18 protein-coding genes and 1 pseudogene are annotated in these 24,479 nt (G+C 70.5%); 12 read left to right on the forward strand and 7 right to left on the reverse strand.

The features are described from left to right. Positions 1-427: 427 nt before the first annotated feature. Positions 428-631: pseudogene (locus OG609_RS46025) on the reverse strand (IS630 family transposase); the annotation flags it as partial. 61 nt (positions 632-692) lie between these two features. Between OG609_RS46025 and OG609_RS04405 the strand changes: the two are divergent. The 9 genes from OG609_RS04405 to OG609_RS04445 all read left to right on the forward strand — a co-directional run bounded on the left by OG609_RS04405 (position 693) and on the right by OG609_RS04445 (position 13,012). Then, complete coding sequence (locus OG609_RS04405) at positions 693-1,079, forward strand: beta-ketoacyl synthase N-terminal-like domain-containing protein (protein WP_327271543.1); 387 nt, start codon at positions 693-695, stop codon at positions 1,077-1,079. After that, on the forward strand, positions 1,049-2,461 hold the full coding sequence (locus OG609_RS04410) for a serine hydrolase domain-containing protein (protein ID WP_327271544.1): 1,413 nt from the start codon (positions 1,049-1,051) through the stop codon (positions 2,459-2,461). The genes OG609_RS04405 and OG609_RS04410 overlap by 31 nt, the downstream gene beginning before the upstream one ends. Continuing rightward, positions 2,458-3,495 (forward strand): dipeptidase, encoded by a 1,038-nt coding sequence (locus OG609_RS04415; protein ID WP_327271545.1) that lies wholly within the window; start codon positions 2,458-2,460, stop codon positions 3,493-3,495. The genes OG609_RS04410 and OG609_RS04415 overlap by 4 nt, the downstream gene beginning before the upstream one ends. 120 nt (positions 3,496-3,615) lie before the next feature. After that, positions 3,616-5,733, forward strand: a complete 2,118-nt coding sequence (locus tag OG609_RS04420; protein ID WP_327271546.1) for an ABC transporter ATP-binding protein — start codon at positions 3,616-3,618, stop codon at positions 5,731-5,733. 67 nt (positions 5,734-5,800) lie between these two features. Further along, positions 5,801-6,751 (forward strand): ABC transporter permease, encoded by a 951-nt coding sequence (locus OG609_RS04425; protein ID WP_327271547.1) that lies wholly within the window; start codon positions 5,801-5,803, stop codon positions 6,749-6,751. Continuing rightward, positions 6,748-7,683 (forward strand): ABC transporter permease, encoded by a 936-nt coding sequence (locus OG609_RS04430; protein WP_327271548.1) that lies wholly within the window; start codon positions 6,748-6,750, stop codon positions 7,681-7,683. The genes OG609_RS04425 and OG609_RS04430 overlap by 4 nt, the downstream gene beginning before the upstream one ends. A 62-nt stretch (positions 7,684-7,745) precedes the next feature. Continuing rightward, positions 7,746-9,608 (forward strand): ABC transporter substrate-binding protein, encoded by a 1,863-nt coding sequence (locus OG609_RS04435; protein ID WP_327271549.1) that lies wholly within the window; start codon positions 7,746-7,748, stop codon positions 9,606-9,608. A 30-nt stretch (positions 9,609-9,638) separates the two neighbouring features. Then, entirely contained in the window at positions 9,639-10,925 is a 1,287-nt protein-coding gene (locus OG609_RS04440; protein ID WP_327271550.1) for an erythromycin esterase family protein, read from the forward strand. After that, on the forward strand, positions 10,922-13,012 hold the full coding sequence (locus tag OG609_RS04445) for a prolyl oligopeptidase family serine peptidase (RefSeq protein WP_327271551.1): 2,091 nt from the start codon (positions 10,922-10,924) through the stop codon (positions 13,010-13,012). The genes OG609_RS04440 and OG609_RS04445 overlap by 4 nt, the downstream gene beginning before the upstream one ends. Before the next feature lie 22 nt (positions 13,013-13,034). Here OG609_RS04445 and OG609_RS04450 read toward each other — a convergent pair whose 3' ends face one another. From OG609_RS04450 to OG609_RS04475, 6 genes are all read right to left on the reverse strand, one after another. Then, positions 13,035-14,705, reverse strand: coding sequence for a PucR family transcriptional regulator (locus OG609_RS04450; RefSeq protein WP_327271552.1), 1,671 nt, complete (start codon positions 14,703-14,705; stop codon positions 13,035-13,037). A gap of 106 nt (positions 14,706-14,811) precedes the next feature. Beyond that, on the reverse strand, positions 14,812-15,918 hold the full coding sequence (gene menC / locus OG609_RS04455) for an o-succinylbenzoate synthase (protein WP_327271553.1): 1,107 nt from the start codon (positions 15,916-15,918) through the stop codon (positions 14,812-14,814). Beyond that, on the reverse strand, positions 15,915-16,871 hold the full coding sequence (locus tag OG609_RS04460; protein WP_327271554.1) for a GNAT family N-acetyltransferase: 957 nt from the start codon (positions 16,869-16,871) through the stop codon (positions 15,915-15,917). The genes menC and OG609_RS04460 overlap by 4 nt, the downstream gene beginning before the upstream one ends. 13 nt (positions 16,872-16,884) lie before the next feature. Further along, positions 16,885-18,081, reverse strand: a complete 1,197-nt coding sequence (locus OG609_RS04465) for a M20 family metallopeptidase (protein WP_327277938.1) — start codon at positions 18,079-18,081, stop codon at positions 16,885-16,887. A gap of 769 nt (positions 18,082-18,850) precedes the next feature. Next, complete coding sequence (locus OG609_RS04470) at positions 18,851-20,092, reverse strand: MBL fold metallo-hydrolase (RefSeq protein WP_327271555.1); 1,242 nt, start codon at positions 20,090-20,092, stop codon at positions 18,851-18,853. A 99-nt stretch (positions 20,093-20,191) separates the two neighbouring features. After that, positions 20,192-20,632 (reverse strand): PPOX class F420-dependent oxidoreductase, encoded by a 441-nt coding sequence (locus OG609_RS04475; RefSeq protein ID WP_327271556.1) that lies wholly within the window; start codon positions 20,630-20,632, stop codon positions 20,192-20,194. Here OG609_RS04475 and OG609_RS04480 point away from each other — a divergent pair. The 3 genes from OG609_RS04480 (at position 20,631) to OG609_RS04490 (ending at position 24,128) form a co-directional block, all read left to right on the forward strand. Beyond that, positions 20,631-21,191, forward strand: coding sequence for a carboxymuconolactone decarboxylase family protein (locus OG609_RS04480; RefSeq protein ID WP_327271557.1), 561 nt, complete (start codon positions 20,631-20,633; stop codon positions 21,189-21,191). The two genes, OG609_RS04475 and OG609_RS04480, sit on opposite strands and share 2 nt — an antisense overlap. 124 nt (positions 21,192-21,315) lie before the next feature. Further along, a complete protein-coding gene (locus OG609_RS04485; protein ID WP_327271558.1) occupies positions 21,316-22,911 on the forward strand; it encodes a thiamine pyrophosphate-binding protein in 1,596 nt (531 codons plus the stop codon). Then, positions 22,908-24,128 carry a Glu/Leu/Phe/Val dehydrogenase dimerization domain-containing protein gene (locus OG609_RS04490; protein ID WP_327271559.1) on the forward strand — a complete coding sequence of 407 codons (1,221 nt, stop codon included), beginning with the start codon at positions 22,908-22,910 and terminating at the stop codon, positions 24,126-24,128. Before OG609_RS04485 ends, OG609_RS04490 begins: the two co-directional genes overlap by 4 nt. The last annotated feature ends 351 nt before the right edge of the window (positions 24,129-24,479 follow it).

Raw genomic sequence — 24,479 nt, forward strand, 5'->3', positions numbered from 1 at the left:
GCGAACCCGGGCGACCTGTCGGCATCGCCCCGGTTCGTCATCGTCTTCATGAGAGGAACCACTCCTGCGCAAGAGGTTGTCTGAAGATCGTATCTTCGATCCGCTTCAGCGGAAGTGCTGGCCGGGCATGAACAGTCATGGCCCCCTTCCCACTTGGGCGCGCTGCGCCACAGCTCACGCCTTGCAGGGCGGCAATCAAGGCTTCGGCGGCGGCGCCGTGAGCGGGGCCGGACGGCGGCGATGCCAACGTTCACCCCGTACCCCGTGGAAGTCCTCCAGAAAATGCAGAACGCCGCAGGGCACCCCTACCTGGGCCTCGGAACCGGGCCGGGTGTCTCTTCGCGCTCACCGCCGCAATCACCGCGCCCGGGTGGGTAGTTGGTGTCGAACGGGACGAGCGCATGGCCGCGTTCACGCAGAACAACCTCGACCGGCCCGGCGTCGGCGAGCGATGGAGGTCTTCGACGCTCCACGTCCGCCGCCACCGCTGCACCGACCGGACGCTGACCCGTAGGTCCTTTGTAATCACCGCACTCGCCTCACCCAGGGCGAACCGATCCGCAGCCTGGAGCAGTAACTCCTCGCGGAACTCCTGCCGTTCGGCGGACACCTCCCCTTGTGGATACCTCATGCCCCGGTGATACCCCAGCAGGTGACCAGCCGTCGGCTTTTACCCCCTGTCGACGCAGTCCGTGGACCCAGAGACCGGGTCTCGCCCGTTCGACGTCAAGCGGTCCGGGTTCGTTATGGGCGAGGGCGCGGGGATGATGGTGCTCGAACGCGCCGAGTTCGCCCGGGCCCGTGGAGCACGTGCCTACGGCACGCCGGCCGGCAGTGCCGCGAGTTCGAGCGCGAACCACATCACGGCCTTTGACGCGGAAGGCCCGGCCTTCGCTTCGTCACAAGCCTGCTCCCCCACCCGTCGAAGCGGCGAGCCGCCCGGTTCGGCCAGTCGCACCAATGCCCGGGCCGCATGTGGTGGGAGTGGACGAAGAGGGCGGTTTCCGCAGGTCCTAAGCTCCTGCGCAGTCGAGCAGGGAGGGGTGCCGTGCAGAAGCTGGACGGGTCGGATCAGCTGAACAAGCTGGAGGAGGTCGGTGCCTGGTTGCGCCGCCGGTTGCCGGATCTGCTCGTCGAGAGCCAGGTGCCCGGGGCAGCCGTGGCGGTCCAAGCCGGTGATGAATGGGTCGAATCCGCGGCCGGTGTGCTGAGCACGGCCACAGGGGTCGACGCCACGGTGGACTCTCTCTTCCAGATCGGGTCGATCACCAAGGTGATGACCGCGACGCTGGTCATGCAGTTGGCCGACGAGGGACGACTGGATCTGGACGCTCCCGTACAGGCCGTCCTGCCGGAGTTCCGGATCGCCGACGAGGAAGCGGCGCGAGGGATCACCACGCGGCATTTGCTGAGTCACGTCGCGGGTTTCGAGGGGGACATCTTCACCGACACCGGCAAGGGTGACGACTGCCTGGAAAAGTACCTGGGCGTCCTGCGGGACGTGCCGCAGCTCTTCGAGCCGGGCGCGATGTTCTCGTACAACAACGCCGGGTACTGCGTGCTCGGGCGGATCGTCGAGGTGCTGCGCGAGGAGCCGTTCGACGTCTGCGCCCGGCGGCACCTGTTCACTCCGCTGGGTATGAGTCACACCGCGAGTGACCCCTACGAGGCGATCGTCCACCGCACGGCAGTGGGTCACATCGAGACGGTGCCGGGGGCGCCGCTCGAGCCGACGCCGGTGTGGGCCCTGGCACGCTCGAACGCACCGGCCGGATCGATGCTGGCGATGCGTGCGCGCGATCTGCTGGCCTTCGCCCGGATGCACCTCGCCGGAGGCCGGGGCCCCGACGGGGTGACCGTGCTCCGCCCGGAGACCGTCCGGGCCATGCAGCGGCCGCAGGTCACGCTGCCCGACATCGACCAGGGCGCCGCCTGGGGGCTCGGCTGGGAGCTCTTCGACCTGTCGGGCGGCATGGTCATCGGACACGACGGGAACACCATCGGTCAGTCGGCGTTCCTGCGCCTGGTGCCGGAGCGGGATGTCGCGGTGGCGATCGTCACCAACGGCGGCCTGTCACGGCGCGTGTACACGGAGATCGCGGGCCGGGTCCTCGGTGAACTCGCCGGGGTCGGTCTGCCCGCCTCGCCGGTGCCGGACGTGGGCGCTCGCGTTGCGGAGACGTCCCGGTATGTAGGTACGTACACGTCCAGCACCGCCGAGACCACGGTGAGCCGGGACACCGCTGGGCGGCTGTGGCTGGAGCGCACTCCCCGGGGAGCCATCGCCGAACTGGACGAGGCGCCGTACCGCACGGAACTGGTCGGCAGGCGCGGTGACACCCTGATCCCGGTCGAGCCGGAGCGCGGGGTCCACGCCCCGCTCGCCTTCCTCGGTGACGACGGGCAGGGACGCGCGCTGTATCTGCACACCGGCCGGGCCGAGCGGCGGGCACAGCGATGAACGAGATGCACCGACGCGCGATCGTGGCAGACCTGCACAACGACCTGCTGTGTGCGGTGGTCGCCCGGCCGGTGGACCACTGGGCGGAGTTCTTCCGGGAGCGCTGGCTGCCGCAATTGCGGGCCGGCGGGGTGAACCTTCAGGCGCTGCCGGTGTTCGTCGAAGATCCGTACCGGCCGGAGGGGGCGCTTCGCCGCACGCTGCGCATGATCGAGGCGGCGCACCGGCTCGCGGCCGGCAACGCCGATGCCGTCACGCTGTGCACGGACGGCGCCGAGGTCGACCAGACGCTGGCCGAGGGCCGGATCGCCCTGGTGCTGGCACTGGAGAGCGCACCCGGCGTGGGCGAGGACGTGGAGCTACTGGAGACCCTGTTCCGGCTGGGGGTCAGGATCGCGTCCCTGGCCCACTTCGGTCGCACCTCCCTGGCCGACGGCAGCGGCGAGGACGCGACGGGCGGCCGGCTGACCCGCTCCGGGGTCGCGGCGCTGGCCGAGATGGAGCGCCTCGGCATGCTCTACGACATCAGTCATCTCGGCGCGTCCGGGGTCGAGCATGTCCTGGAGCTGTCCTCACGGCCGTTGATCGCCACGCACTCCAGCGCACGGGCGCTCTTCGACCACCACCGCAACCTTGACGACGAGCAGATCCGGGGCGTCGCCGCGGGCGGCGGAGTGGTGTGCGTGAACTTCTTCGCTCCGTACCTGCACGAGAGCGACTACTCGATCGGCCGACTGATCGACCACATCGAGCACATTGCCGGGGTGGCCGGCGTCGAGCACGTCGGGCTGGGTCCCGACTTCATCAAGGAAGTACTTGCCGACACCACTCCCCCCTGCTGCGAGCCGGCCTTCGTCGAGGGAGTGCCGGCCGACGCCTATCTGCCCGGGCTTGCGGGTCCGGCCGGGCTGCCGCTGGTCACCGATGCGCTGCAACAGCGGGGGTGGCCGGAGCGCGACATCTTCGCGGTCCTGGGGGAGAACGTACGGCGCCTGCTGCGGAACGAACTGGGCCGGCCCGCGTCCGCCGGCTGAGCGCTGTGCGCGGCAGGAGATTCCCTTCGTGCGATCGGAACGACGCACACCTGAATGTTCAGTGAACCCGACGAACGACGCCTGAAGTACGTGTCTCAAAATCGTCGGATGGTCGAGGAGATGGAGAGCCATATCGTGCGCGCGAGCGATGGTTTTGAGAACGCACGTGAGCCCGCGGACGGCAGCCGAGTGCTGACGATCCGCAATCTGTCGGTCGAGATCCGCCGGGGCGACCGGATCGTCCACCCGGTCTCGGGCGTCAGTCTGGCGCTCGATCGCGGGGAGACCCTGGGGATCGTCGGGGAGACCGGATCCGGCAAGTCCATGACCGGCCTGGCCGTGATGGGCATGCTGCCGGCCGGTGGCCGGGTGACCGGCGGCTCGATCGACTTCGGCGGTACGGAGCTCGTCGGACTCCCCACGGACCGGTACCGGGCCCTGCGCGGCAACGACATCGCGATGGTGTTCCAGGATTCGATGACGGCCTTGAACCCCACCCGCCGCATCGGCGAACAGGTCGCCGAACCGGTGCGGTTGCACCAGGGCGCATCGAAGCAGGCCGCGCGCGCACGTGCCGCGGAGCTGCTCGACCTGGTCGGGATACCGAAGCCCCTCGAGCGGTTGGACGACCATCCGCACCAGCTCTCGGGCGGCATGCGGCAACGCGTGATGATCGCGATGGCGCTGGCGTGCGAGCCGCGGGTCGTCATCGCGGACGAGCCGACCACCGCGCTCGACGTCTCCATCCAGGCGGAGATCCTCGATCTCCTGGACGGCCTCAGGTCCCGGCTGGGCATGTCGATGATCCTCATCACCCACGACATGGGAGTGATCGCCCGGCACGCCGACCGGGTGGGCGTGATGTACGCCGGACGCGTGGCCGAGACCGGGCCGACACCAGCTCTTTTCAGCCATACCCGGCACCGCTACACCCATGCGCTGCTGTCCTCGATCCCCTCGCTCACCCAGGACCGGCGCGAGCAGCTCTTCAGCATTCCCGGCACACCGCCGGATCTGGCCGCCTCCCCCGCGGGCTGTCCTTTCGCGCCGCGCTGCGCGGCCGCGACGGACCGCTGCCACGAGGAGCGGCCGCCGCTCTCGGTGGAGGAGGACGGGCACACCCACGCGTGCTGGCACCCGGTCGCCACGGCAGCAGTCCGTACCGGCTCAGGGGCATCGGCCGTCGCACGGCCCGTCGTCTCCCCCGAGGCCCCTGCCGCACGCGAGACGACGCCGCGGCTGCGGATCGTCGATCTCAGACTTGAGTACCCGGTGGGCGGACGGGGCCTCCTCGGGCGGCGCCGCACTGTCAAGGCGGTCTCCGGAGTGAGCTTCGACGTGGCGCCCGGTGAGACGTTCGGCCTGGTCGGGGAGTCAGGGTGCGGCAAGTCCTCGCTGGGCCGCATGCTCGTGGCCCTGAACCGGCCCACGTCGGGCGAGGTGATCTTCGACGGCGCGTCGGTGACCGGTATGAGTGCCCGCGAACTCGCGCCGCGCCGGGCCAAGTTGCAGATGATGTTCCAGGACTCGAACTCCTCTCTCGACCCCCGCATGCGCATCGGCGCGATCCTGCGCGAGCCCCTCGCGATCCAGGGCATCGGCAGGCGCGCCGCCCGGACCGCCCGGGCCCGCGAACTACTTGGGGACGTGGGGCTGCCGTCGGGCGTCCTGGAGCGCTACCCCCACGAACTCTCCGGGGGACAGCGCCAACGGGTGGGGCTGGCCCGCGCGCTGGCCCTGGACCCGAAGGTGCTGATCGCCGACGAGCCGGTCAGCGCGCTGGACGTCTCCATCCGTTCCCAGGTCCTCAATCTGATGCAGCGCGTCCAACGTGAACGCGAACTGAGCAGTGTCGTGATCTCCCACGATCTCGCGGTCGTGCGGTACCTGGCCGACCGCGTCGGAGTCATGTACCTGGGCAAGTTGATGGAGACCGGCACCACCGAGGAGGTGTACGGGTCCACCGCGCACCCGTACACCGCGGGTCTGCTCGCGGCGGTTCCCGAGGCGGACCCCGCCGCGCCGCGCCCCCGGTCGGGCACGCGCGTGCGCGGCGAACTGCCCAGTCCCATCGATCCGCCCAGCGGCTGCCGGTTCCGCACCCGATGTCCACTGGCGACCGAGGTGTGCGCGGCGACGGAGCCCGCCCTCGCGACCCTCACCGGCACGCACAAGGTCGCCTGCCACCACCCCCTGCGCTCGCCGGCCGCACAGCCCGAGGAGCTCTCCGCACGATGAACCGTCACTCACCACTTCCCTGCATATCAGGCACCCCACGGATCTCCCGGAGAGGAGATGGTCACGCATGAGCTGGTACGTGGTCCGACGGCTGGCGATCTCCTTCGTCGTCGTGCTGGGCATCTCCGCGATGGTGTTCTTCCTGCTGCACGTGGTCTCGGACGACCCGGGCCGCGTGGTCCTGGGACAGCGCGCATCCCCCCAGGCCGTGGCCGACTTCAACCGGGAGCACGGGTTCGACCGGCCGCTCGTCGTGCAGTACCTCAGCTATCTGGGCCAGCTCGCCCACGGTGACCTGGGCAGGTCCTACAAGCTCAACGAGAACGTGGGGGCGGTACTGCAGCAGAACGCCGGCCGCAGCGCGATGCTGTCGCTCGCCGGCCTCGTCCTCGCGCTGCTGATCGCCGTCCCGCTCGGCATCCTCCAGGCGGTCCGCCGCAACAGTCTCGTCGACCGTGCCACCACGGCGGCCTCCTACGTGCTCTACGCGACTCCGTCGTTCCTGCTGGGCCTGATCCTGATCGCCGTGTTCAGCCAGTCCCTGCCGTTCTTCCCTGCCGAAGCGTCCCAGTCACACTCCTCGTGGGTGGTCCTCACCGATCCCCGCGCCATGGCCCTGCCCGTCATCACGCTCGCTGTCACCAGCGTCGCGATCTTCTCCCAGTACCAGCGCTCGTCGGCTCTCGACCAGCTCGGCCAGGACTACATCCGGGTCGCCCGGGCCAAAGGGCTCCCGGAGCGGAGCGTCCTGACGCGCCACCTGCTGCGCAACGCCTGTCTGCCGCTGATCACGCTGGTCGGCACGCTCATCCCCAGCCTCCTGGCAGGCAACCTGATCGTCGAGTCGCTCTTCAACTACCCCGGCCTCGGCCTGCTGTTCCTCAACAGCCTGCAGCACGAGGACTACCCGGTGCTCCTCGCCTACACCCTGATCGGCGGCGTCCTCACCGTGGCCGGCAACTTCGTCGCCGACATCGCGGTCGCCGCCGCCGACAGCCGAATCGAGTTGAACAAATGACCTCACGACACACGGACACAGCGGGGGCCCTGGAGGCGGTCGCCAGGGCGCCGTCAGCAGCCGACCCGGTCGAACCGACCGACGTGCGCGAGCGGTTCACTCCGAAACCGGTGCTGCGCGCACTGCGGCACCACCCGCTGGGCCTCGCCGGCGGGCTGCTTCTGATACTCGTCGTCGGGTTCTGTTTCCTCGGCCCCCTGCTCTACCAGACCAACCAGACCGACGTGGATCTGGTGAACGCGGCTCTGCCGCCCAGCGCCGAGCATCCGCTCGGGACGGACCTCAACGGGTTCGACGTGCTCGGCCGCCTCATGGCGGGCGGCAGGGTGTCCTTGCAGATCGGGCTGCTCGCCGCGCTGTTCGCCACCACGATCGGTGCGGTCTACGGCGCCGTCGCCGGACTCGCCGGCGGGGTCGTCGACGGGTTCCTGATGCGGGTGGTCGACACCCTGCTGTCGGTCCCCTTCCTCTTCTTCGTCCTGATCCTCTCGGTGCGCTTCCACCCGAACGCCGTGTCGCTGAGCCTGGTCATCGGCGGGTTCTCCTGGCTGGTCTCCGCCCGGCTCGTCCGCGGCGAGGTCCTGACCCTGCGGGTACGGGAGTTCGTGCTGGCGGCCCGGGTGATGGGGGCCTCCCGCCCACGGCTCATCCTCACCCACCTGATTCCGAACGCGCTCAGCGTGATCATCGTCGTCATCACCTTCCAGGTGGCCGACGCGATCCTCGTCGTCGCCGCTCTGGGCTTCCTGGGCTTCGGCCTGACATACCCGACCGCGGACTGGGGCAGCCAGCTTGCCAACGGCGCGACGTTCATCTCCGCCGACTACTGGTGGCTGGTGTATCCCGTCGGCATCTGCGTCATCGTCACGGTGCTGGGGCTCAACCTGCTGGCGGACGGGCTCCGCGACGCGGTCGGTCACCGGGCCGGCTGAGGCCGCTCGCCACAACCGTGACCTCCTCACCCTCTTCCACCACACCTCGCAGGGAGCCATCCATGACACATGTGCCCGGCAAGGCGCGAGGACGCCGCTTCGCGGTGCTCGCCGCCGTGCTCGCCGTACTGGCCACGGCGTGCACCGGCGGCGGCGACCTGGCCAAGGATCTGCAGGGCGGTTACAAGACCCTGCCGAAGGAGTCCGGGAAGCCCAAGGACGGCGGCACGGCCACGGTCGCGCTGACTCCGGGGCTCAGCCCCAACTACATCTATCCGTATCCGCCGGCGTCCGCCAACGGCACCGTCATCGCCCGCGGGCTCCTGTGGCGCTCCCTCTACCGCCCCAGTGGTGAGGGCGACCAGATCGCGGACGCCGCACTGAGCCTGGCCGAGGCGCCCCGCTACAGCACCGACCGCAAGACCGTGAGCATCAAGCTGAAGCACTACTCATGGTCCAACGGCAGGCCGGTCACCGCCGACGACGTCGTCTTCTCCCTGGCCCTGCTGAAGGCCGCGCTCAAGGAGAGCCCGGCCAACTGGAGCTTCTACACCCCGGGGCAGTTCCCCGACGGCATCACCGCGAAGGCCACCGCGCCGGACGAACTCACCCTCAGGTCCACGACCGCGTACAACCCGTCCTACCTGATGTCGATGCTGACCCTGCTGTACGTGATGCCCGCCAAGGAGTGGAACATCGCCCGCACCTCAGGGCCCCACCTGGACTACACGCAGCCGGAGAACGCCAAGGCCATCTACACCTACCTCACCAAGCAGTCGGAGTCCCAGGCCACCTTCGCCGACAACCCGCTCTGGCAGGTGGTCAACGGCCCGTACCGTCTCAAGAGCTTCGACCCCACGACCGGCTCGTTCTCCCTGGTCCCCAACACGTCCTACAGCGGCCCGGGCGGCTCACGGCTCGACCGGGTCGACTTCAAGTCGTTCACCTCCGCCCCGGCGGTCCTCAACCAGTTCAAGGCCGGCAACCTGACCGTCGGAACGCTGGACTCCAGCTTCATCATGCAGATCGGCGCACTGAAGAAGAAGGGCTACCACGTCTACGGCGCCCCGGCGCCCGCCCGGTTCGACCCGCTGGTCCTGAACTTCGAGGACACCACCCACCACTTCGACAAGGTGATCGCGCAGCCGTACGTCCGCCAGGCCCTGCAACACCTGATCGACCAGCAGGGCTACATCAGAAGCCGGGGCGTGTACAACGGTGCCGCCTCCGCCAACCACACGACCGCGGGCAGCGACTCCCCATACCCGCCCGCGTTCGGTGACAAGGCGCCCTACCCGTACGCCCCGGCCGCCGCCAAGAACCTGCTCACCAGCCACGGCTGGAAGGTCGAGCCGGGCGGCGCCACCACCTGCCGACGCCCGGGCACCGGGGCCGGCAAGTGCGGGGCGGGCATCCCGCGCGGGCAGACGATCGACTTCTCCCTCGCCTCCGCGAACACCCCGGCGTACGTCGGCGCCCGGGACACCGCCTTCGCATCGGAGGCCAAGAAGCTGGGCCTCAAGGTCACGCTCGTGAGCAAGTCGCTCAACTACCTGTACACCAACTACGGCAACTCCTTCGCGCCCGCCAACAAGAACAAGTGGGCGGCACAGGACTACGGACCGCTGTACCTGGCGGCCGGATACCCGAGCAGCAACACCGTGTTCAACACGGGAGGCAGCTTCAATCTCGGCGGGTACCGCGACGCCGAGGCGGACAAGCTGATCGACGCGTCGACGTTCGGAGCGGATTCCAAGGCCCTGTCGGCCGAAGTGACCCACCTCGGCAAGGACCTGCCGGTGCTCTACTTCCCGACTCCGCACACCCTTGTCGTGTGGAAGGACAGCCTCTCCGGGCCGCCGTCGTCGTTCAGCTCACTGCTCAGCTTCCTGTATACGCCGGAACTCTGGTACTTCCACAACTGAATGCCGCGCGCGGGAAGGTGGTGAGCCGTCATGGATACGTTCCACGACACGTCTGCGGACATGGCTGCGCTGCGTCGACTGATCGGCGGAGCACGGGTGGTGGCGCTCGGCGAGGGCGCGCACAACATCACGGAGTTCTACGGGCTCAGGGACCTGCTGTTCCGGTTCCTGGTCCGGGAGTGCGGGTTCACCGGGCTGGTCCTGGAGTCCGGATTCGCCGAGGGGCTGGCCGTCGACGAGTGGATCGACGGCGGGCCGGGACGGGTCGAGACCGTCGCCCGGGACGGCGTCACCTACCGCTTCGGCGAGTGCGAGCCGATGCGGAGGCAACTGCGCTGGATGCGTCGGCGCAACTCCGGCGGGTCGGCGAAGGTCTCCTTCTACGGAATGGACCTGCCGGGCTCGTCCACCTCCCCCGGCCCGGCGGTCCGTGCCTGCCTCGACCGGCTGCCCGCGCGCCCGGGCGACGAGGAGCTGCTGCGGCTGAGCGATCTGGGCGACCGGTCGCAGGCGGCGGTCCGTTACGCGGCGATGTCCTCCTCGGACCGTGCCCGGCTGCTCGACGGCCTTCGCGGACTGGACGAGCGCGCACTCCGCTACCGCCGGCACAGCGGCCCGGACGACGAGGACGCCGAGATCGCCCTGTGGTGCGCGGCCTCGCTCGAAGCCTTCGTCGCCGAGGCCGACGAGGACCGGACCTCCTCGGAGGGTCCCTATCCGCGGGAGGCGTTCATGGCGCGCAGCGTGGAGTGTATCCTGCGCCGGGAGCGGCGCATCGTGGTGAGCGCCCACAACGCACACGTCCGCCGTACACCGCTGCACGGTCGGCCGACCCTGGGCGGTCTGCTCTCCTCCGAGCTGGGAGCGGACCTCGTAGTCATCGGGATGACGTACGGCTCCGGGCCCGAAGTCACCTTCACCCAGCGGTCGTCGCGTCCGTTCGACTGCGACGTCACGCTCGGGGCGCGGACCCTCACGCCGGAGTCCGTCGAATCGCGGCTCGACCGTCTCGGCCCGGAGGTGACCCTCCTCGATCCGCGCCGCGCGCCCGCCGGGTTCTTCGACGGCGTCGAGGGGACGCTCGCCGGTGGGGAGCTCGACCCCGTCGACGACTTCCCGGCTGCCTACGACGCACTGCTCCACGTCCGGCAGGTGAACCGGATCCCCGGAGCGTTCGAGCGGCTGCGTGCCGAGTTCGCCGCGGCCGCGCGAGCGGGCTTCGAGGCGGCCCCGGATGCGAATGCACCAGCAGATCAGTCCATGCGTCCCGGAGACCTCGACGGTCTCCGGGACACCGAGGAGTCGGAGTCACAGTGAACAGCAGCCCTCCGCCGTATCCGCCCGCGCGGACCGTCGACGCCTTCGAGGACGTCGCGGGCGTCCGGGTGCCGGACCCGTACCGGTGGCTGGAGCCGGAGACCGACGAAGTACAGCGGTGGCAGCGCCGACAGGCCGAACTCGCCACTTCGACCGCCTACGACGGGCAGGACCCTGCGGCCGTACGGAAGCTGATCGAGACCTACGATGCCGGGTCCCGCCCGGCACTGCCGAGGTTCGCGGCGGGCCGCTGGTTCCGCGCCGTGAACGCACCCGGTGCGGCGGCGCCCAGCGTGGTCGTCGCCGACCGGCCGTTCGGCGCGGGCCGACCGGTGGTCGACCTGACCGCCTTCGGCGACGGGCAGAACCCCGCGTTCCTGTCGTGGCTCGCGCCGTCGCCGAACGGTCGCGTCCTGGCCCTGGGCGTCTGCACCGACGGCAGCGAGCACAACACGGTCCGGCTCATCGAGGTGGACTCGGGGCGCGTACTGGACGGCGCGCCACGGCAGGTCCTGCACAGCGCGTGGGCCGGTGGCGTGTCGTGGCTGCCCGACAGCAGCGGCTTCTTCTTCCTCGCCCTGACCGGTTCGCCGCATGAGTTCCGGCAGGCCGTGTACCGTCACCGGCTCGCCACGCGGGACAGCGCGGGCAGCACCGTGGTGGAACCGATCCCGGTCGGTGAGGGCTCCCAGGAGTACACACTCGTGCAGTTCTCGGCCGACGGCCGCTGGGTCGTCGCAAGTCACCGGGTGGGCAGTCCTGTTCCGGTCGCCGTACGCGATCTGTCCCGGCCCGCCACCCCCTGGCGTCCCTTCGTCACCGACTGCGCCGGGACCGTCGCCGGACACATCGTCGGCGACCGCTACATCGCGGTGACCGATGTAGCGGCACCACGCGGGCGCGTGGTTGCGCTCCCGCTGGACGCCGCCGATCCCAACGACCCTGCCTCGTGGACGGAGTTGGTGCCCGAGGGCGAGACGGTGCTGCGCTCCTTGTCTCCGGTCGGTGACCATCTGTACCTCAGTGAGTTCGACCGGACGTGCGCCCGGGTACGGATCCTCGACCGCTCCGGCGCCGTCACCGGGGAGGTTCCGCTGCCCGGGCAGGGGGCGCTCTCCGCACCTTTCTTCGCCCTGACCGGCCTGGCCGTGGGCTCTCCCCCGGACGACTTCGTCTTCGCCTTCTCCACCCTGACCAGCTCCTGGGGCGTCTATCGGCACCGTCCGGGAGAGGCGGACATCGAGACGCTGTCGGCCCCGGCGGTCACCCTCGACGCCGACGTGACGTTCGAGCGGGCCGTCGCACTCGACGGCGTGGAGATCCCTTACCACGTGGTGCGACCGGCGGGCAGCGACCCGACGCAGCCCGCGCCCACGCTGATCTCCGCGTACGGAGCGGCGAACGTGCCTCTGCTGCCGCAGTACCAGCCCGAGATGGCCGCCTTCGTCGCGGCCGGCGGCGTGCTCGTACAGGCGCATCTGCGCGGGGGCGGCGAGTTCGGCCGCGACTGGTACCTGGCCGCGCACCGGGAACGCAAGCACGTGCGCGACCGTGACCTCATCGCCGTCGCCGAGCACCTCATCGCCACAGGGCTCACCACACCCGAGCGGCTCGCGCTGACCGGTGGCTCCGACGGCGGTCTCATGTGCGGGGTCGCCCTCACGACGCGCCCCGAGCTGTGGTGTGCCGTGCTGCCGATGGCGCCGCTCCTCGACCTCATCGGGGGCACCCGCGATCCCTATCTGGACTTCGTCATCCGCAAGGCGTGGGCGGATCCGGACGATCCTGCGGAAGTACGGCGGCTGCTGCGGCTCTCGCCCTACCAGTTGGTCGGGCCCGGCGTCTTCCCGGCGATCTATCTTCAGGCCGGGGCGACCGATCCGCGCTGTCCTCCCTGGCATGCGCGCAAGTTCGCCGCCCGCCTGCAGGCGGCACAGGAAGGGAACGCGCCGATCCTCCTGCACGTCTTCGACAACGCCGGGCATGGCGCGGCGACGTCGTACGAGGTCGCGACCGCACAGGACGCAGAGTGGCTGGCCTTTCTGATCAGGGCACTCGGTCTGGGCCGTCAGGAAGCTTCCGGATGAGCGGGCGGGACAGCCTGTCCGCTCATCCGCCGTCCGGGGCGGACCTGAGCGACATCAGGTGCAGCTGCAGCATGGCCGAGAGACGTGCGGACGGATCATTGAGGTCGATCCGGCCGACCTCCGCCGCGCGCCGAAGCCGGTAGCGGAACGTGTTGGGGTGCACGAACATCGAGGCGGCGGCCGTGGCGACATCGCCGAAGGCGTCTAGCCAACTCCGCAGCGTCTCGGCCAGGTTGGTCTCGTGGATCTCGTCGTAGGCGATGACGCGTGCGACGACGCCGCTGGGCAGGTCCCCGCGCGGGACGAGGTCGGCGAGCTCCAGCAGCAGTGCCTCGACGTGGACGTCGTCCAGGCGGGCGACCGGCTGCCCGGCGGTTCCCGACCGCAGGACGCGCGACGCCCGTTCGGCTCCGGTACGCGACCGGGCCAGCGCCGCACTGTCCTCGGCGTACGGCCCTACGCCGATCACGGGGCGCAGCCGGGAGCCCACGCGGGCCAGGAACTCGGTGGCGATGCGGGCCGCCCGTTCCTCGGCGTCGTGCCGGTTCTGCGGAAGAAGGGGCAGGATGCCGTACGCGATGTCGCCGATCAGCGCCGCGGTGGCGCGCGGGTGCACCGCGGCCAGATGCATGGCGAACGCGTCAGCGAGGCGTTTGCGTTCGGTGGCGGTACGGGCGGGCAGCCGGTGTTCATTCGCCGCGTCGACGACGGTGAGTGCGAGAACGACGGCGGGCTCGTCCTTCAGGCCGAGGCGGCGGATCGCCTCGGGTGATCCAGGGCCGCTCTCCAGTGCGGTGGCCAGCAGCTCCGCGCGCTGCCGCCTTTCCATGTCCGCGTCCGCGCGCTGCCACACCATGTGCATCGCGACCAGCTTGGACGCCTCGTAGAGCGCTTCGCTACGGTCCTCGCTCAGCGGCTCGGCGACGACCACCCAGATCGCGCCGAGGATCTCGTCCCCGGCGCGCACGGCGATCGCCGCGCGCGGCAGTTCGGGCGGCTGTGTCGTGTCGCCCGACTCGGGGAGAGACGCGACGAAGACGGGGCGGTCGCTGCGGTAGATCGCCTGGAACACCCCGCGTTCCTCAAGGATGCGTGTGTAGTGCTCGGGGACCTGCCGGCCCAGGATCGTCTGGACCCGCGAGGGGTCGATGTCCTCCTGCCGGCTGGAGAAAGCCAGCAGGCGCGAATTGCGGTCCTCGATGGTGACGGGCGCGTCCAGCAGCGCGGCAATCGCGTTGGCGACCGCGAAGAGGTCGCCGGATTCGATCCGGTCGGCCGTGTGACCATCCATGGCATGCCGGTTGCTGTCGGTCGTCAGCGTCCGGAGCATCCCCGCCAGGTGCGTCCAGGAGGCGCCGCGGGCGAAGGAGAGCACGGCCACGCCCGACGCCTCGGCCGCATCGATCAGCGCCTCGTCGGCGGTGAGGGGCGCGCGTACCACCAGGGCGGCGGCGCCACGCTGCCCCAGTCGGGTGACGACTCGGGCGATATCGGAGAGGTCGTGCAGGGCTACGCCCAGTACCAGTGCGTTGTCCGGGAGTTCCGGCTCGTCGAGTGGGTCGTGGATGACGACGCCGCCGATGCCGTCGGCGCGTTCTATGTCACCGCAGACCACGTCGAGCAGGGTGGAACCGAGTTCCTCCAGGACACGCGCGAGGCTCGCTCGCGGAAGGCTGGTCACGGGAATGAGCACGGGGCCGAAACTAGCCCGGCCCACCGGCATCGGAGTTGGTCGCGCATGACGTAATGATGCCAGCCCGTTCGTCCACACGGACGAACGGGCCGGCGCGGTGAGGGCCTCATGGGACGGGCACCCAGGTCGTCGAGTCCGTCACCTCGTCCAGAATCTCCGGGACGGGGGTGACGCCGAGGCCCGGCCCGGTCGGCACGGCGAGATGTCCGTCCACGAGGTGGAACGGTGCGGTGATGTCGGTCCGGTAGTAGCGGTCGGAGGCCGAGGTGTCGCCGGGCAGCACGAACCCGGGCAGTGCGGCAAGCGCCACGTTGGCGGCGCGGCCCAGTCCCGTCTCGAGCATGCCGCCGCACCAGACGGGGACGCCGTGCGCCGCGCAGACGTCGTGGATCCGCCGCGCCTCCAGATAGCCGCCGACGCGGCCCGGCTTGATGTTGACCACGTGGCAGGCGCCGAGCACGAGCGCGTCGGCGGCGGCGCGGGCGGAGACGATCGACTCGTCGAGGCAGATCGGGGTGGTGATGCGCTTCGCGAGTTCCGCGTGGCCGAGGAGGTCGTCCTCCGCGAGAGGCTGCTCCAGCATCAGGAGGGCGAACGGGTCGAGCCGGGCCAGATGGCGGGCGTCGCCGCGGCGATAGGCGGCGTTGGCGTCCACCTGCAGCAGGATGTCGCCGAACCGTTCGCGGACGGCGCGCACCGGCTCGATGTCCCAGCCGGGTTCGATCTTCAGCTTGATCCGCAGATAGCCGGCGTCCAGATATCCGGCGACGGCGTCGAGGAGCGCGGGGATCGACTCCGTGATCCCCACCGACACCCCGCACGGCACTCTGTCGCGGACCGCGCCGAGGGCGCGTGCGAGGGGCACTCCCCGGGCCCGGAGGTCCGCGTCCAGCACCGCCGTCTCCAGGGCGGCCTTGGCCATGCGGTGCCCCTTGAACGCGGCCAGAGCCGGGGCGACCCGGTGGGCGTCGAGGTCGGCCACCCCGGCGAGCGCCGGGACCAGGAAGCGGCTGAGGACGTCCGCGGCGGCGTGCGTGTACTGCGACGAGTACTGAGGAGCGGTGCCCGCGCCGCACTCGCCCCAGCCCTCGGCCTCGTCGGTGACGACGCGCACCAGGAGGGCCTCCCGCACGGTCTCGGTGCCGAACGAGGTGCGGAACGGGGATACGAGGGGTGCCTTGATGGTGCGCAGTTCGACTCCGGTGACCTTCACGCTGTCTCCTGTGGCGCTTCGTTGTGGTGTGTTCCGTGCCGGCGTGTGCCGCCGGTGACCTGCGTCGGGCTTCCGCGGTCCACGACGTACCAGCCCGCCGGGTCGAAGCCGCGCACCCGCGCGCCGTCGGCGAGCAGTCCGCCCAGCACGTCCCGTACCGCCGCGCGCCAGCTCACGGCGCACGCCGGGTCGCTCTCGCGCAGTGCCTCGACGTCTTCGGGTACGGCCACCAGTACGGTGCGTGCGTTGCCGCCGGTGCGCCCCACCGACGGCGCGCCCGTTGCGGAGACTCCGAGGGCGACGGTCGCTCCGCGCGACCGGGCGACTTCCGCGTCGGCCGGCCTGGGCCGCCCGGTGCAGACCGACTCGGCCTCCGGAGACGCCAGACACCACCGCACCAGAATCCGGTCGCTGTCGTCGCTGCGGTTGATCCCGTCGTCGATGGGGCCGTAGAAGTCCGGCAGGTACTCGGCAGGCTCGGCAGCCAGCTTGGCGATGTTGAAGTAAGCGTTGCGGCGCACCAAGGGGTCGTACGTCCAGCAGATCTCGCCCACACCCCGCGCCAGCGTCCAGGCCCGCTGGTGCAGTTTCAGGGCGAATCCGACATTGCGCCGCCGCACGTGGGGCAGCACCCCTGCGATGTGGCTGTGCAGGGCCGCGCGCGCCGGCGGGGAGAAGAACCCGAAGCAGGAGCCGACCAGTTCGTCCCCCACGAAGGCGCCGCTGACGTAACTGCCCGCCTTCGCCAGCGCACGCAGCAGGTCGGCGGTCACCACCGGACTGTTCTCGCCGGTGCGCCAGATCTGCTCGTACAGGCGCCGAACGGCCTCAAGCTCACTGACACTGTCCAGGGAACGGATGTCGATGCCCGCGACGCGCGCGGCGGTCTCAGCCGCGGCGTACGCCGCGTCGACGGGCGGGGATTCGGTGCGGTCGCGCAGGAGATCGGTCACGCAGGTCATGGTTTCAACCCCGATCTTCGTGCAGCTGGTTCGAGGGCACAGGATGCGGGCTCCCGCTTCGTCCGGGCGGACAGCCGTCCTGCGGTGCCAGGAGGTCGGCCACCAACGCGGTGAGCAGTCGGGTCCGCCGCGGCAGCTCCGCGACGAGCAGATGTTCGTCGTCGGCATGCGCGCCGCCGCCCACCGCTCCCAGGCCGTCGAGGGTGGGGGTGCCGACTCCCGCGGCGAGATTTCCGTCGGAGGCGCCGCCGACGGCCACCTGCGTGAGCGGGCCGAGCCCGAGGTCCGTCGCGAGCCGGCACGCCCGCGCAAAAAGATCCTTCGATGCGGTGGCCTGCAAGGGCGGCCGGTTCGGACCACCTGTGACCTCCACGGCTGCGCCGGCCGACCGGGCCCGCAGGTCGCGCATCGCTCGGTCCACCCGGTGCTGCTCTGCCGCGTCCCGTATGCGGACGTCGACGTCGAAGCGTGCCGAGGCGGGGACGGTGTTGCTCGTGGTGCCTGCCTCCAGGCGGGTCGGCGTGACAGTCGTACCGTGTGCCGCATCGTCCAGTGCGGCCACGGCCAGGATCTGGTGGGCGGCCTCGATCGTCGCGTTCACGCCACGCTCCGGCTCAAGGCCGGAGTGGGCGGCACGTCCTCGAACCAGCACCTCGTAGCGCGACACGCCTTTGCGTTCCGTCTTCAGGGCCCCACCCGGTCCGGCGGCCTCCAGTACGAGGGCGGCGACGTGGGAGCGGGCCTCGCCCTCGATGAGCTCCCGGGACGAGGGCGAACCCGGCTCCTCGTCACCGGTGATGAGGAGGGTGACACCGTCCAGCGGATGCGCGGCCCCGGGTCCGGACACACTCGTCCGTGTCCCCGTGCCGATCAGGTCCGCCAAGGCGTGGAACGCCATCACCAGACCGGCCTTCATGTCGAAGCAACCGGGTCCGCGCAGCACTCCGTCGCGAACCTCGAACGGATGGCTGTTCAACGACCCGACCGGCCACACCGTGTCGTGATGCCCGATGAGCAGCACGCGCGGGGTCCGGCCGAAGCGCCACCGCACATGCGTGCATCCGTCGATGACTACCCGCTCCGCCTCGGCCCCGAGGTGACCGGCGCCGATCCGGGCCACCAGCTCGGCGCTGCGGGCGACCGCGGCCAGGTCGTCCGAGGGGGACTCGCAGCGCACCAGCCGCTCGACGTCTGCGATCATCGCGGCCGCACGCTCTCGTTCCCGGCTCTCCGGCCGGGCACCGTCCTCCTGTCCAGTGGTTCGATTCACCACGGCGCGGTGTTCTGTCACGGCGGACACCTCCAGTCGACGCATCTGCCCAGCATCGTGAGCTGCGCCGCGGTGCGATCTGTCCGGTCGGCCAATATCGATGTGCTCGATTGGGGTGGGGCGATGAACCGGGCCTCCAGTGCAGTGACCCGGCTCAGGCCGTACCGCCCATTGCCGCGGGGGCGGCAAACCATCTGACCCGCGATCCAAAGATCCTGACGGCTCACCAGAACGGGCGTCAAGATGCCTCGGAGAGCGTCGCTTTGTCGTCGGGTGGTGACTTTGGTGATCCCTGCGGTATGCCGGTGGTATGCGGTATGCGGAGGGTGGGGGTCTGGCCGTCTGGCCGTCTGGCCGTCTGGCTGCTGAGCGGCGGGCGTTTCGTCCGAGCATGCCTGCTGATCGCGCCGGCGTCGGGAAACCAAGATCCCCGACAGAGTCAAGTGAGAAATACGGAAGCCCCACCCCGCCGTTTTGGCCGGAAGGGTGGGGCCTCGGTGTCAGGATTTGACGATCCGCGTCTCGACTTGGATGCCGGATGGCTTTCGTGAAGTGGGCAGTGGGATGTACTGCCGTGCCTCAGTAGCCCTCCCCCGTCGAGAGGGATCGTCGAGCGCCTGGATCGCCTGCTTTTCTTCGGCCTCCGTCAACCTGGCGAACGACTGCGTCATTGCGTTCAGGCTTTCATCCCTGCCCCGAGTCACCGCTCACCCGCAAGATCAAGATCGCGATTGTCCTGACCCTGAGTAACGTCCGTTGCCTCGCTGCGGCGCCAGGGGTGTGCAATCGGGGCGGCGACGGACCGCCACCAGGGATCGAGGGGAAGCGTTCCCGCGGGTTCGAAGGGCTCGCCCGGCCGGGGAAATGCGGCTGGCTGCTCAGCTTCCTCGGCGGCGTCCTTAGTCCACTCGCCGGGCTCTGCCCACGGGTGCATGGAGAGGGTGAAGGTGCCCCAGTGGATGGGCATCATGACGCCGTGCGGCTTGCCCCCTTGCAGGTCAAGGTGGGCCTGGATCCCCTGAGCGGGCGTCATATGTATGTCGGGCCACCCACCGGGGAGTGGGGTACAGTCCGTGCGGTTCTTGGGCCAGTACTCGGAGTACGCGCCGATCTGGATCATCGTCGCGTCGAATGGGCCATATCCGGCGCCGATGTCCTTGAAGCCGGGGAAATAGCCCGTGTCACCGCTGTGGTAGATCCGGTGCTCGGGCCCCGCGACGACCCAGGACGCCCAGAGCGTGTGCTGCTGGTTGCGCAGACCGCGGCCGCAGAAGTGCCGTGCCGGGGTGGCAGTCAGGCTGATCCCGGCGATCTTCGTGGTTTCGTTCCAGTCCAGTTCACGCGTCCGGTCGGCGGACACGCCCCACCGCTCCAGATGGGCGCCGACGCCGAGCGGGACGGCGAAGACCGTATCCGTGCCCGCGAGGGCGCGGATCGTCGGGAGATCGAGGTGGTCGTAGTGGTCGTGGGAGATCACCACCGCATCGACGGGTCCGAGCGCGGCGAGCGGCAGCGGCACGGGGTGCAGCCGCTTGGGCCCGGCAAAGGCGAAGGGCGAACAGCGCTCGCCCCACACCGGGTCGAAGAGCACCCGCCGGCCGTCGATCTCGGCGAGCACGCTGGAATGGCCCATCCAGGTGAGCCGCAGCCCGGTGGCGGGCGGCTCGGCGAGGTCGGCGTAGGTGGTGGCGTGGACGGGCATGGTGCCGACCGGCGCCCTGCGCGCCCGCTCCTCCTTGCGGAAATAGACCTTTGCGAACTCCAGGGTGGATCCGGACGGCCGGGTCCGTGCCCCCACCGGGTTCTGGAAGACGCCGTCGGCGAAGTTCGGCGAGCGGCGGATGCGCTCCATGCGGGCACCGCCCGGATCGGCGCCGAATGCGGCGGGGCGCAGCGAACGCAGCCGGGTGCGGAGCGGAGGCAAGGGGTCAGCGCCGGTCACAGCATCTCCTGAAGGAGTCGGTGTCGTCTCATTATGGGCGGGGGGTACGACAGTGCGAGAGCGGAACGGCCGACGGGCTGATCGCCGGACCGGACTCCATCAGCCACGCGGCTGCCCGTACGCGTGGCTGATGCGCAGCCGCAGGACGACGCGGCGGTCCCGGACCATCGCATTGCGGTAGTCGTCCCAGTCGGGGTGTTCGCCCTGGACGTCGCGGTAGAGCGTGATCAGCTCCTCCACCGTCGCGTCGTGCGGATCGGTGGCGACGGGGGTCAGCTCGGCCGTGCCGTCCACGACCGTCCACGACCAGCGGTCCGCGCTGGTGACGTGGTAGCTCGCCCGCGGGTCACGGCGGAGGTTCTTCGTCTTCGCCCGGTCCTCGGTGATCGAGACGCGGACGATGCGCTCATCGGGGTAGTAGAAGTGATTGACATTGGACAGCTGGGGCCTGCCGTCCCGCTTGAGCGTCACGAGTACGCCGCCGTTCTCCTCGCCGAGCAGCCCGAGCAGCGCTTCCTGCTGTGTATCGAATCCCGTCATGCCGAATCCAACGTCCGTGCTCGCCACAGGATTCCGCATTCGGCCGTACTCCCGTGCCACATCCGGGGGCCTACGGGCCGCCGCCCACCACACCGGGGTGCTGTGGGCGGGGCTCCGCTTCGAGTTGGCGGTGGGCCGCTGGAAGAAGCTGGACCCGCAGCTCAAAACGCTGGCCGTCATGTCGTCCGCGGCCACCGTCGGCTGCAGCTGGTGCACGGACTTCGGCTACTGGGAGAACCACCGCCCCGGCATGGACCCCCGCAAGTTGCGCGACGCACGGGTGTGGCGCGAGAGCGAGGCGTACACCCCGCTGGAGCGTGACGTCATGGCGTACGCGGAGGCGATGAGCCTCACCCCGCCCGAGGTCGGGGACGAATTGATGGAGCGGCTGCGGACGACGCCCTGCGAGGCGCCACTCGTCGAGCTCACGACCACGGTCGTGGTGGAGAACATGCGCTCCCGCACCAATTCCGCTCTCGGTCCGGCCAGCCAGGGCTTCAAGGACCGATGCGCGGTGGAACGCCCCGCAGGCCGCCGACCGATGCGGTCCGGCCACTGAACGACGATTCAGCAGTGGCCGCATTGACAGGGCCGCCTCCACCTCCCGATACTGACCGGCGATTCAGTAAATCGACCTTTCAGTGGAGGTAGCCGGCGTGCCCGAACAGTCGAGGAGCGCGTCCGTGACCGGCGGTGAAGCCGTCGTCCGGGCTCTGGCGGCCCATGGGGTCACCAGGGCGTTCGGAATTCCCGGAACGCACAACCTGGAGATCTACCGGCATCTGGCCCCGTACGGCATCGCACATGTCACGCCCCGGCACGAACAGGGCGCGGGATACGCGGCGGATGCGTACGCACGGGTCACCGAGCGGCCCGGGGTGGCGATCACCACCACCGGGCCGGCCCTGCTCAACATCACGGCAGCGGTCGGTCAGGCGTATTCGGACAGCGTGCCGCTGCTGGTCGTGTCGCCCGGGATGCCGTTGCGCCACCCCCGGCAGCCGACCGGTCTGCTGCACGAAATGCGCAGCCAGACCGAGGCACTGCGCGCGGTCGCGGCGTTCAGCCATCGGGTGTCGACGGTCGAGGAGATCGGCTCGGCGGTGGCGCGTGCGTTCACCCTGTTCCGTACCCGGCGGCCGCGCCCGGTCCATATCGAGGTACCGCTGGATCTGCTGGAGACGGCGCAGCCCGCGGGACCGGTGCGGCTCACGCCACCGCTGTCCGCCCCGGGCCCGGCCGGGCCCTCGCTGCGGGACGCGGCCCGGGTCCTGCGCTCGGCCCGGCGGCCCGCCGTGGTCCTCGGCGGAGGGGCTCGGTCCGCGTCCGCCGGGTGCCAGGCGCTCGCCGAGGCCCTGGCCGCCCCGGTCGTCACCACCGCCAACGGCAAGGGGATCGTCGACGAGACGCATCCACTGTCGCTCGGGGTGTCGCTGCACAGCCCGTCCGTACAGAAGTGGCTGGCCGACTGCGATGCGGTGCTCGCGGTCGGCACCGAGCTGGCCGAGTCCGATCTGTGGTCCGCGCCGCCGCCGCTGGGCGGCACGCTGATCCGGGTCGACATCGACCCCGCCCAGATGTACGCGGGACTGCCCGCCGATCTGGCGCTGGTCGGCGCGGCGCGCCCCACGCTGGAGGCGCTGCGGGAGGCGCTGGAGGAGGCAACCGGGGAATCGGGCGCAAGGGAGGGTGCCGCCGCGGTGCGGGCGCTGCGCGCCGCACGGGACGCCGAGACCGCGGAGCGCGACGCCCGCTGGGTGCCGTATCTGCGGGCTGCACGGGCCGTGCTGGACGCCGACGCGATCTGGACCTCGGACAGTGCGCAGTGCTGCTACTACGGCGCCCTGCCCCACCTGCCCGTCGGCCCGCGCGGGCGCTATCTGCACCCGACCGGCTTCGGCACCCTCGGCTACGCGCTGCCCGCGGCGATCGGCGCGAAGACCGCGTACCCGCACCGGCAGGTCGTGGCGCTGAGCGGCGACGGCGGGCTGCAGTTCTCCGTGCAGGAGCTCGCCACGGCCGCCCAGTTGCGGCTGCCGCTGCCCGTCGTGGTGTTCGACAACGGGGGCTACGGGGAGATCCGCGACGAAATGACTGCGCGCGGCGACACCCCCACGGGCGTCGATCTGCCGTCCGTCGACCTGCCCGCGCTGGCGCGGGCGTACGGCGGCCACGGCACCCGCGCCGACACCCCTGAGTCGCTCGCCCGCGCCCTGTCCCTGGCCCTGACCACCCCCGGGCCCACCGTGATCACTGTGACCGAGGAGACCCCCCGATGACGACACCTGCGGTGTCCCGTCCCACCGCCCCGTCCGCCCCCCTGATCTCGCTCACCTGGACCGACCACATCACCGGCCGCCAGGGGCACCTGGTCGTCGACCGGCTGGTGCGCGGCGTGTCCAGCGGCGGGCTGCGGATGCGGGCTGGCTGCACTCTCGACGAGGTCGCGGGGCTGGCCCGCGGCATGACGATGAAGGAGGCCCTCCACTTCAACGCCGATGACACGGGAACCCGTTACATACCGCTCGGCGGCGCGAAGGGCGGCATCGACTGCGACCCGCGCGACCCGGAGGCCTACGGCGTTCTGGTGCGCTATCTACGGGCCGTGCGCCCGTACATCGAGAACGTGTGGACGACGGGCGAGGACCTGGGGCTCACCCAGGACATCGTGGACCGGGCGGTGGCCGAGGCCGGGCTCGTCTCCTCGATCCAGGCCGTCTATCCCCTGCTCGACGACGAGACGGCGGCCCGGCAGCGTCTTGCCGACGCGTTCGCCGTCGAGGTGGACGGCATCGGGCTCGACGAGCTGGTCGGCGGCTGCGGTGTCGCCGAGTCGGCGCTCGCGGCGCTGGACCGGGCGGGCGTCCCGTACCGGGAGGCCAGGGTCTCCGTACAGGGGCTGGGCACCATGGGCGGGGCGACGGCGCGGTTCCTGGCGCGGGCCGGGCTGACGGTGGTCGCCGTGGCCGACGTCAAGGGCACGATCGCCAATCCGGCCGGCCTGGACGTCGAGGCGCTGCTGGCCGCCAGGGACGGGTACGGAACGGTGGACCGCGGCGCGCTCCGGGACGGGGACCGGGAGCTGCCCGCGGACGCATGGCTGGAGCAGGAGGCCGAGATACTGGTACCGGCCGCCGTTTCGTACGCGATCGATACCGCCAACCAGGCGCGGATACAGGCATGTTGGGTCGTCGAGGCGGCGAACATGCCGGTGCTCGCGGAGGCGGAGGCACTGCTCGCGGCACGCGGGATCACGGTGTTGCCGGATGTGGTCGTCAACTCCGGTACGAACGCCTGGTGGTGGTGGACGCTGTTCGGTGACATCGGTGCTGACGCCGACGAGGCGTTCGGGCACACCCGCCGCTCGATGCGGGCCCTGATCGACCTGATGCTGGCCCGCGCCGAGGCCGACGACTGCACCCCGCGGGCCGCCGCCCATGCCGTCGTCGCCGACCGGCTGCCGGTGATGGCGCAGCGGTTCGGCTGGTACCGCTGAACCCAACTGCACTGCCGGTCAAGGCTGTTCCGGCCGGCCGTCCACGTGAACGGCGTATAGCTGCCATGGCAGCTTCCCGCCAGCCCCGGCCCAGCTCCAATCCGCCATGCTCCTGACACTCTCACCTCACCACCCCCTGAAAACACACGAGTTCACGAGGTGAGAATGAGACGGACCAGATGGGCGGCGGTCTGCGCCACCGTGCTTGCCGCCGCCCTTACCGGTGGAACACTGCCCGCTGCCGCCGACAACACAGCAGCCTTCGCCAACCCGTCCACCTCCCCGGCAACAGCCGGCGGGAGCAGCACCGTCACCCTGCTGACCGGCGATGTGGTGACGTACTCCGGCCGT

It is taken from the genome of Streptomyces sp. NBC_01224 (assembly GCF_036002945.1).
In the GTDB taxonomy this organism is placed as follows: domain Bacteria; phylum Actinomycetota; class Actinomycetes; order Streptomycetales; family Streptomycetaceae; genus Streptomyces.

Excerpts from the sequence above, each read along its gene's own strand:
- OG609_RS04480 (WP_327271557.1), top strand. The coding sequence starts at position 20,631 with ATGCCGAATCCAACGTCCGTGCTCGCCACAGGATTCCGCATTCGGCCG.
- OG609_RS04475 (WP_327271556.1), bottom strand. The coding sequence starts at position 20,632 with ATGACGGGATTCGATACACAGCAGGAAGCGCTGCTCGGGCTGCTCGGC.
- OG609_RS04425 (WP_327271547.1), top strand. The coding sequence starts at position 5,801 with ATGAGCTGGTACGTGGTCCGACGGCTGGCGATCTCCTTCGTCGTCGTG.
- OG609_RS04490 (WP_327271559.1), top strand. The coding sequence starts at position 22,908 with ATGACGACACCTGCGGTGTCCCGTCCCACCGCCCCGTCCGCCCCCCTG.
- OG609_RS04430 (WP_327271548.1), top strand. The coding sequence starts at position 6,748 with ATGACCTCACGACACACGGACACAGCGGGGGCCCTGGAGGCGGTCGCC.
- OG609_RS04440 (WP_327271550.1), top strand. The coding sequence starts at position 9,639 with ATGGATACGTTCCACGACACGTCTGCGGACATGGCTGCGCTGCGTCGA.
- OG609_RS04435 (WP_327271549.1), top strand. The coding sequence starts at position 7,746 with ATGACACATGTGCCCGGCAAGGCGCGAGGACGCCGCTTCGCGGTGCTC.
- OG609_RS04415 (WP_327271545.1), top strand. The coding sequence starts at position 2,458 with ATGAACGAGATGCACCGACGCGCGATCGTGGCAGACCTGCACAACGAC.
- OG609_RS04420 (WP_327271546.1), top strand. The coding sequence starts at position 3,616 with ATGGAGAGCCATATCGTGCGCGCGAGCGATGGTTTTGAGAACGCACGT.
- OG609_RS04465 (WP_327277938.1), bottom strand. The coding sequence starts at position 18,081 with ATGATCGCAGACGTCGAGCGGCTGGTGCGCTGCGAGTCCCCCTCGGAC.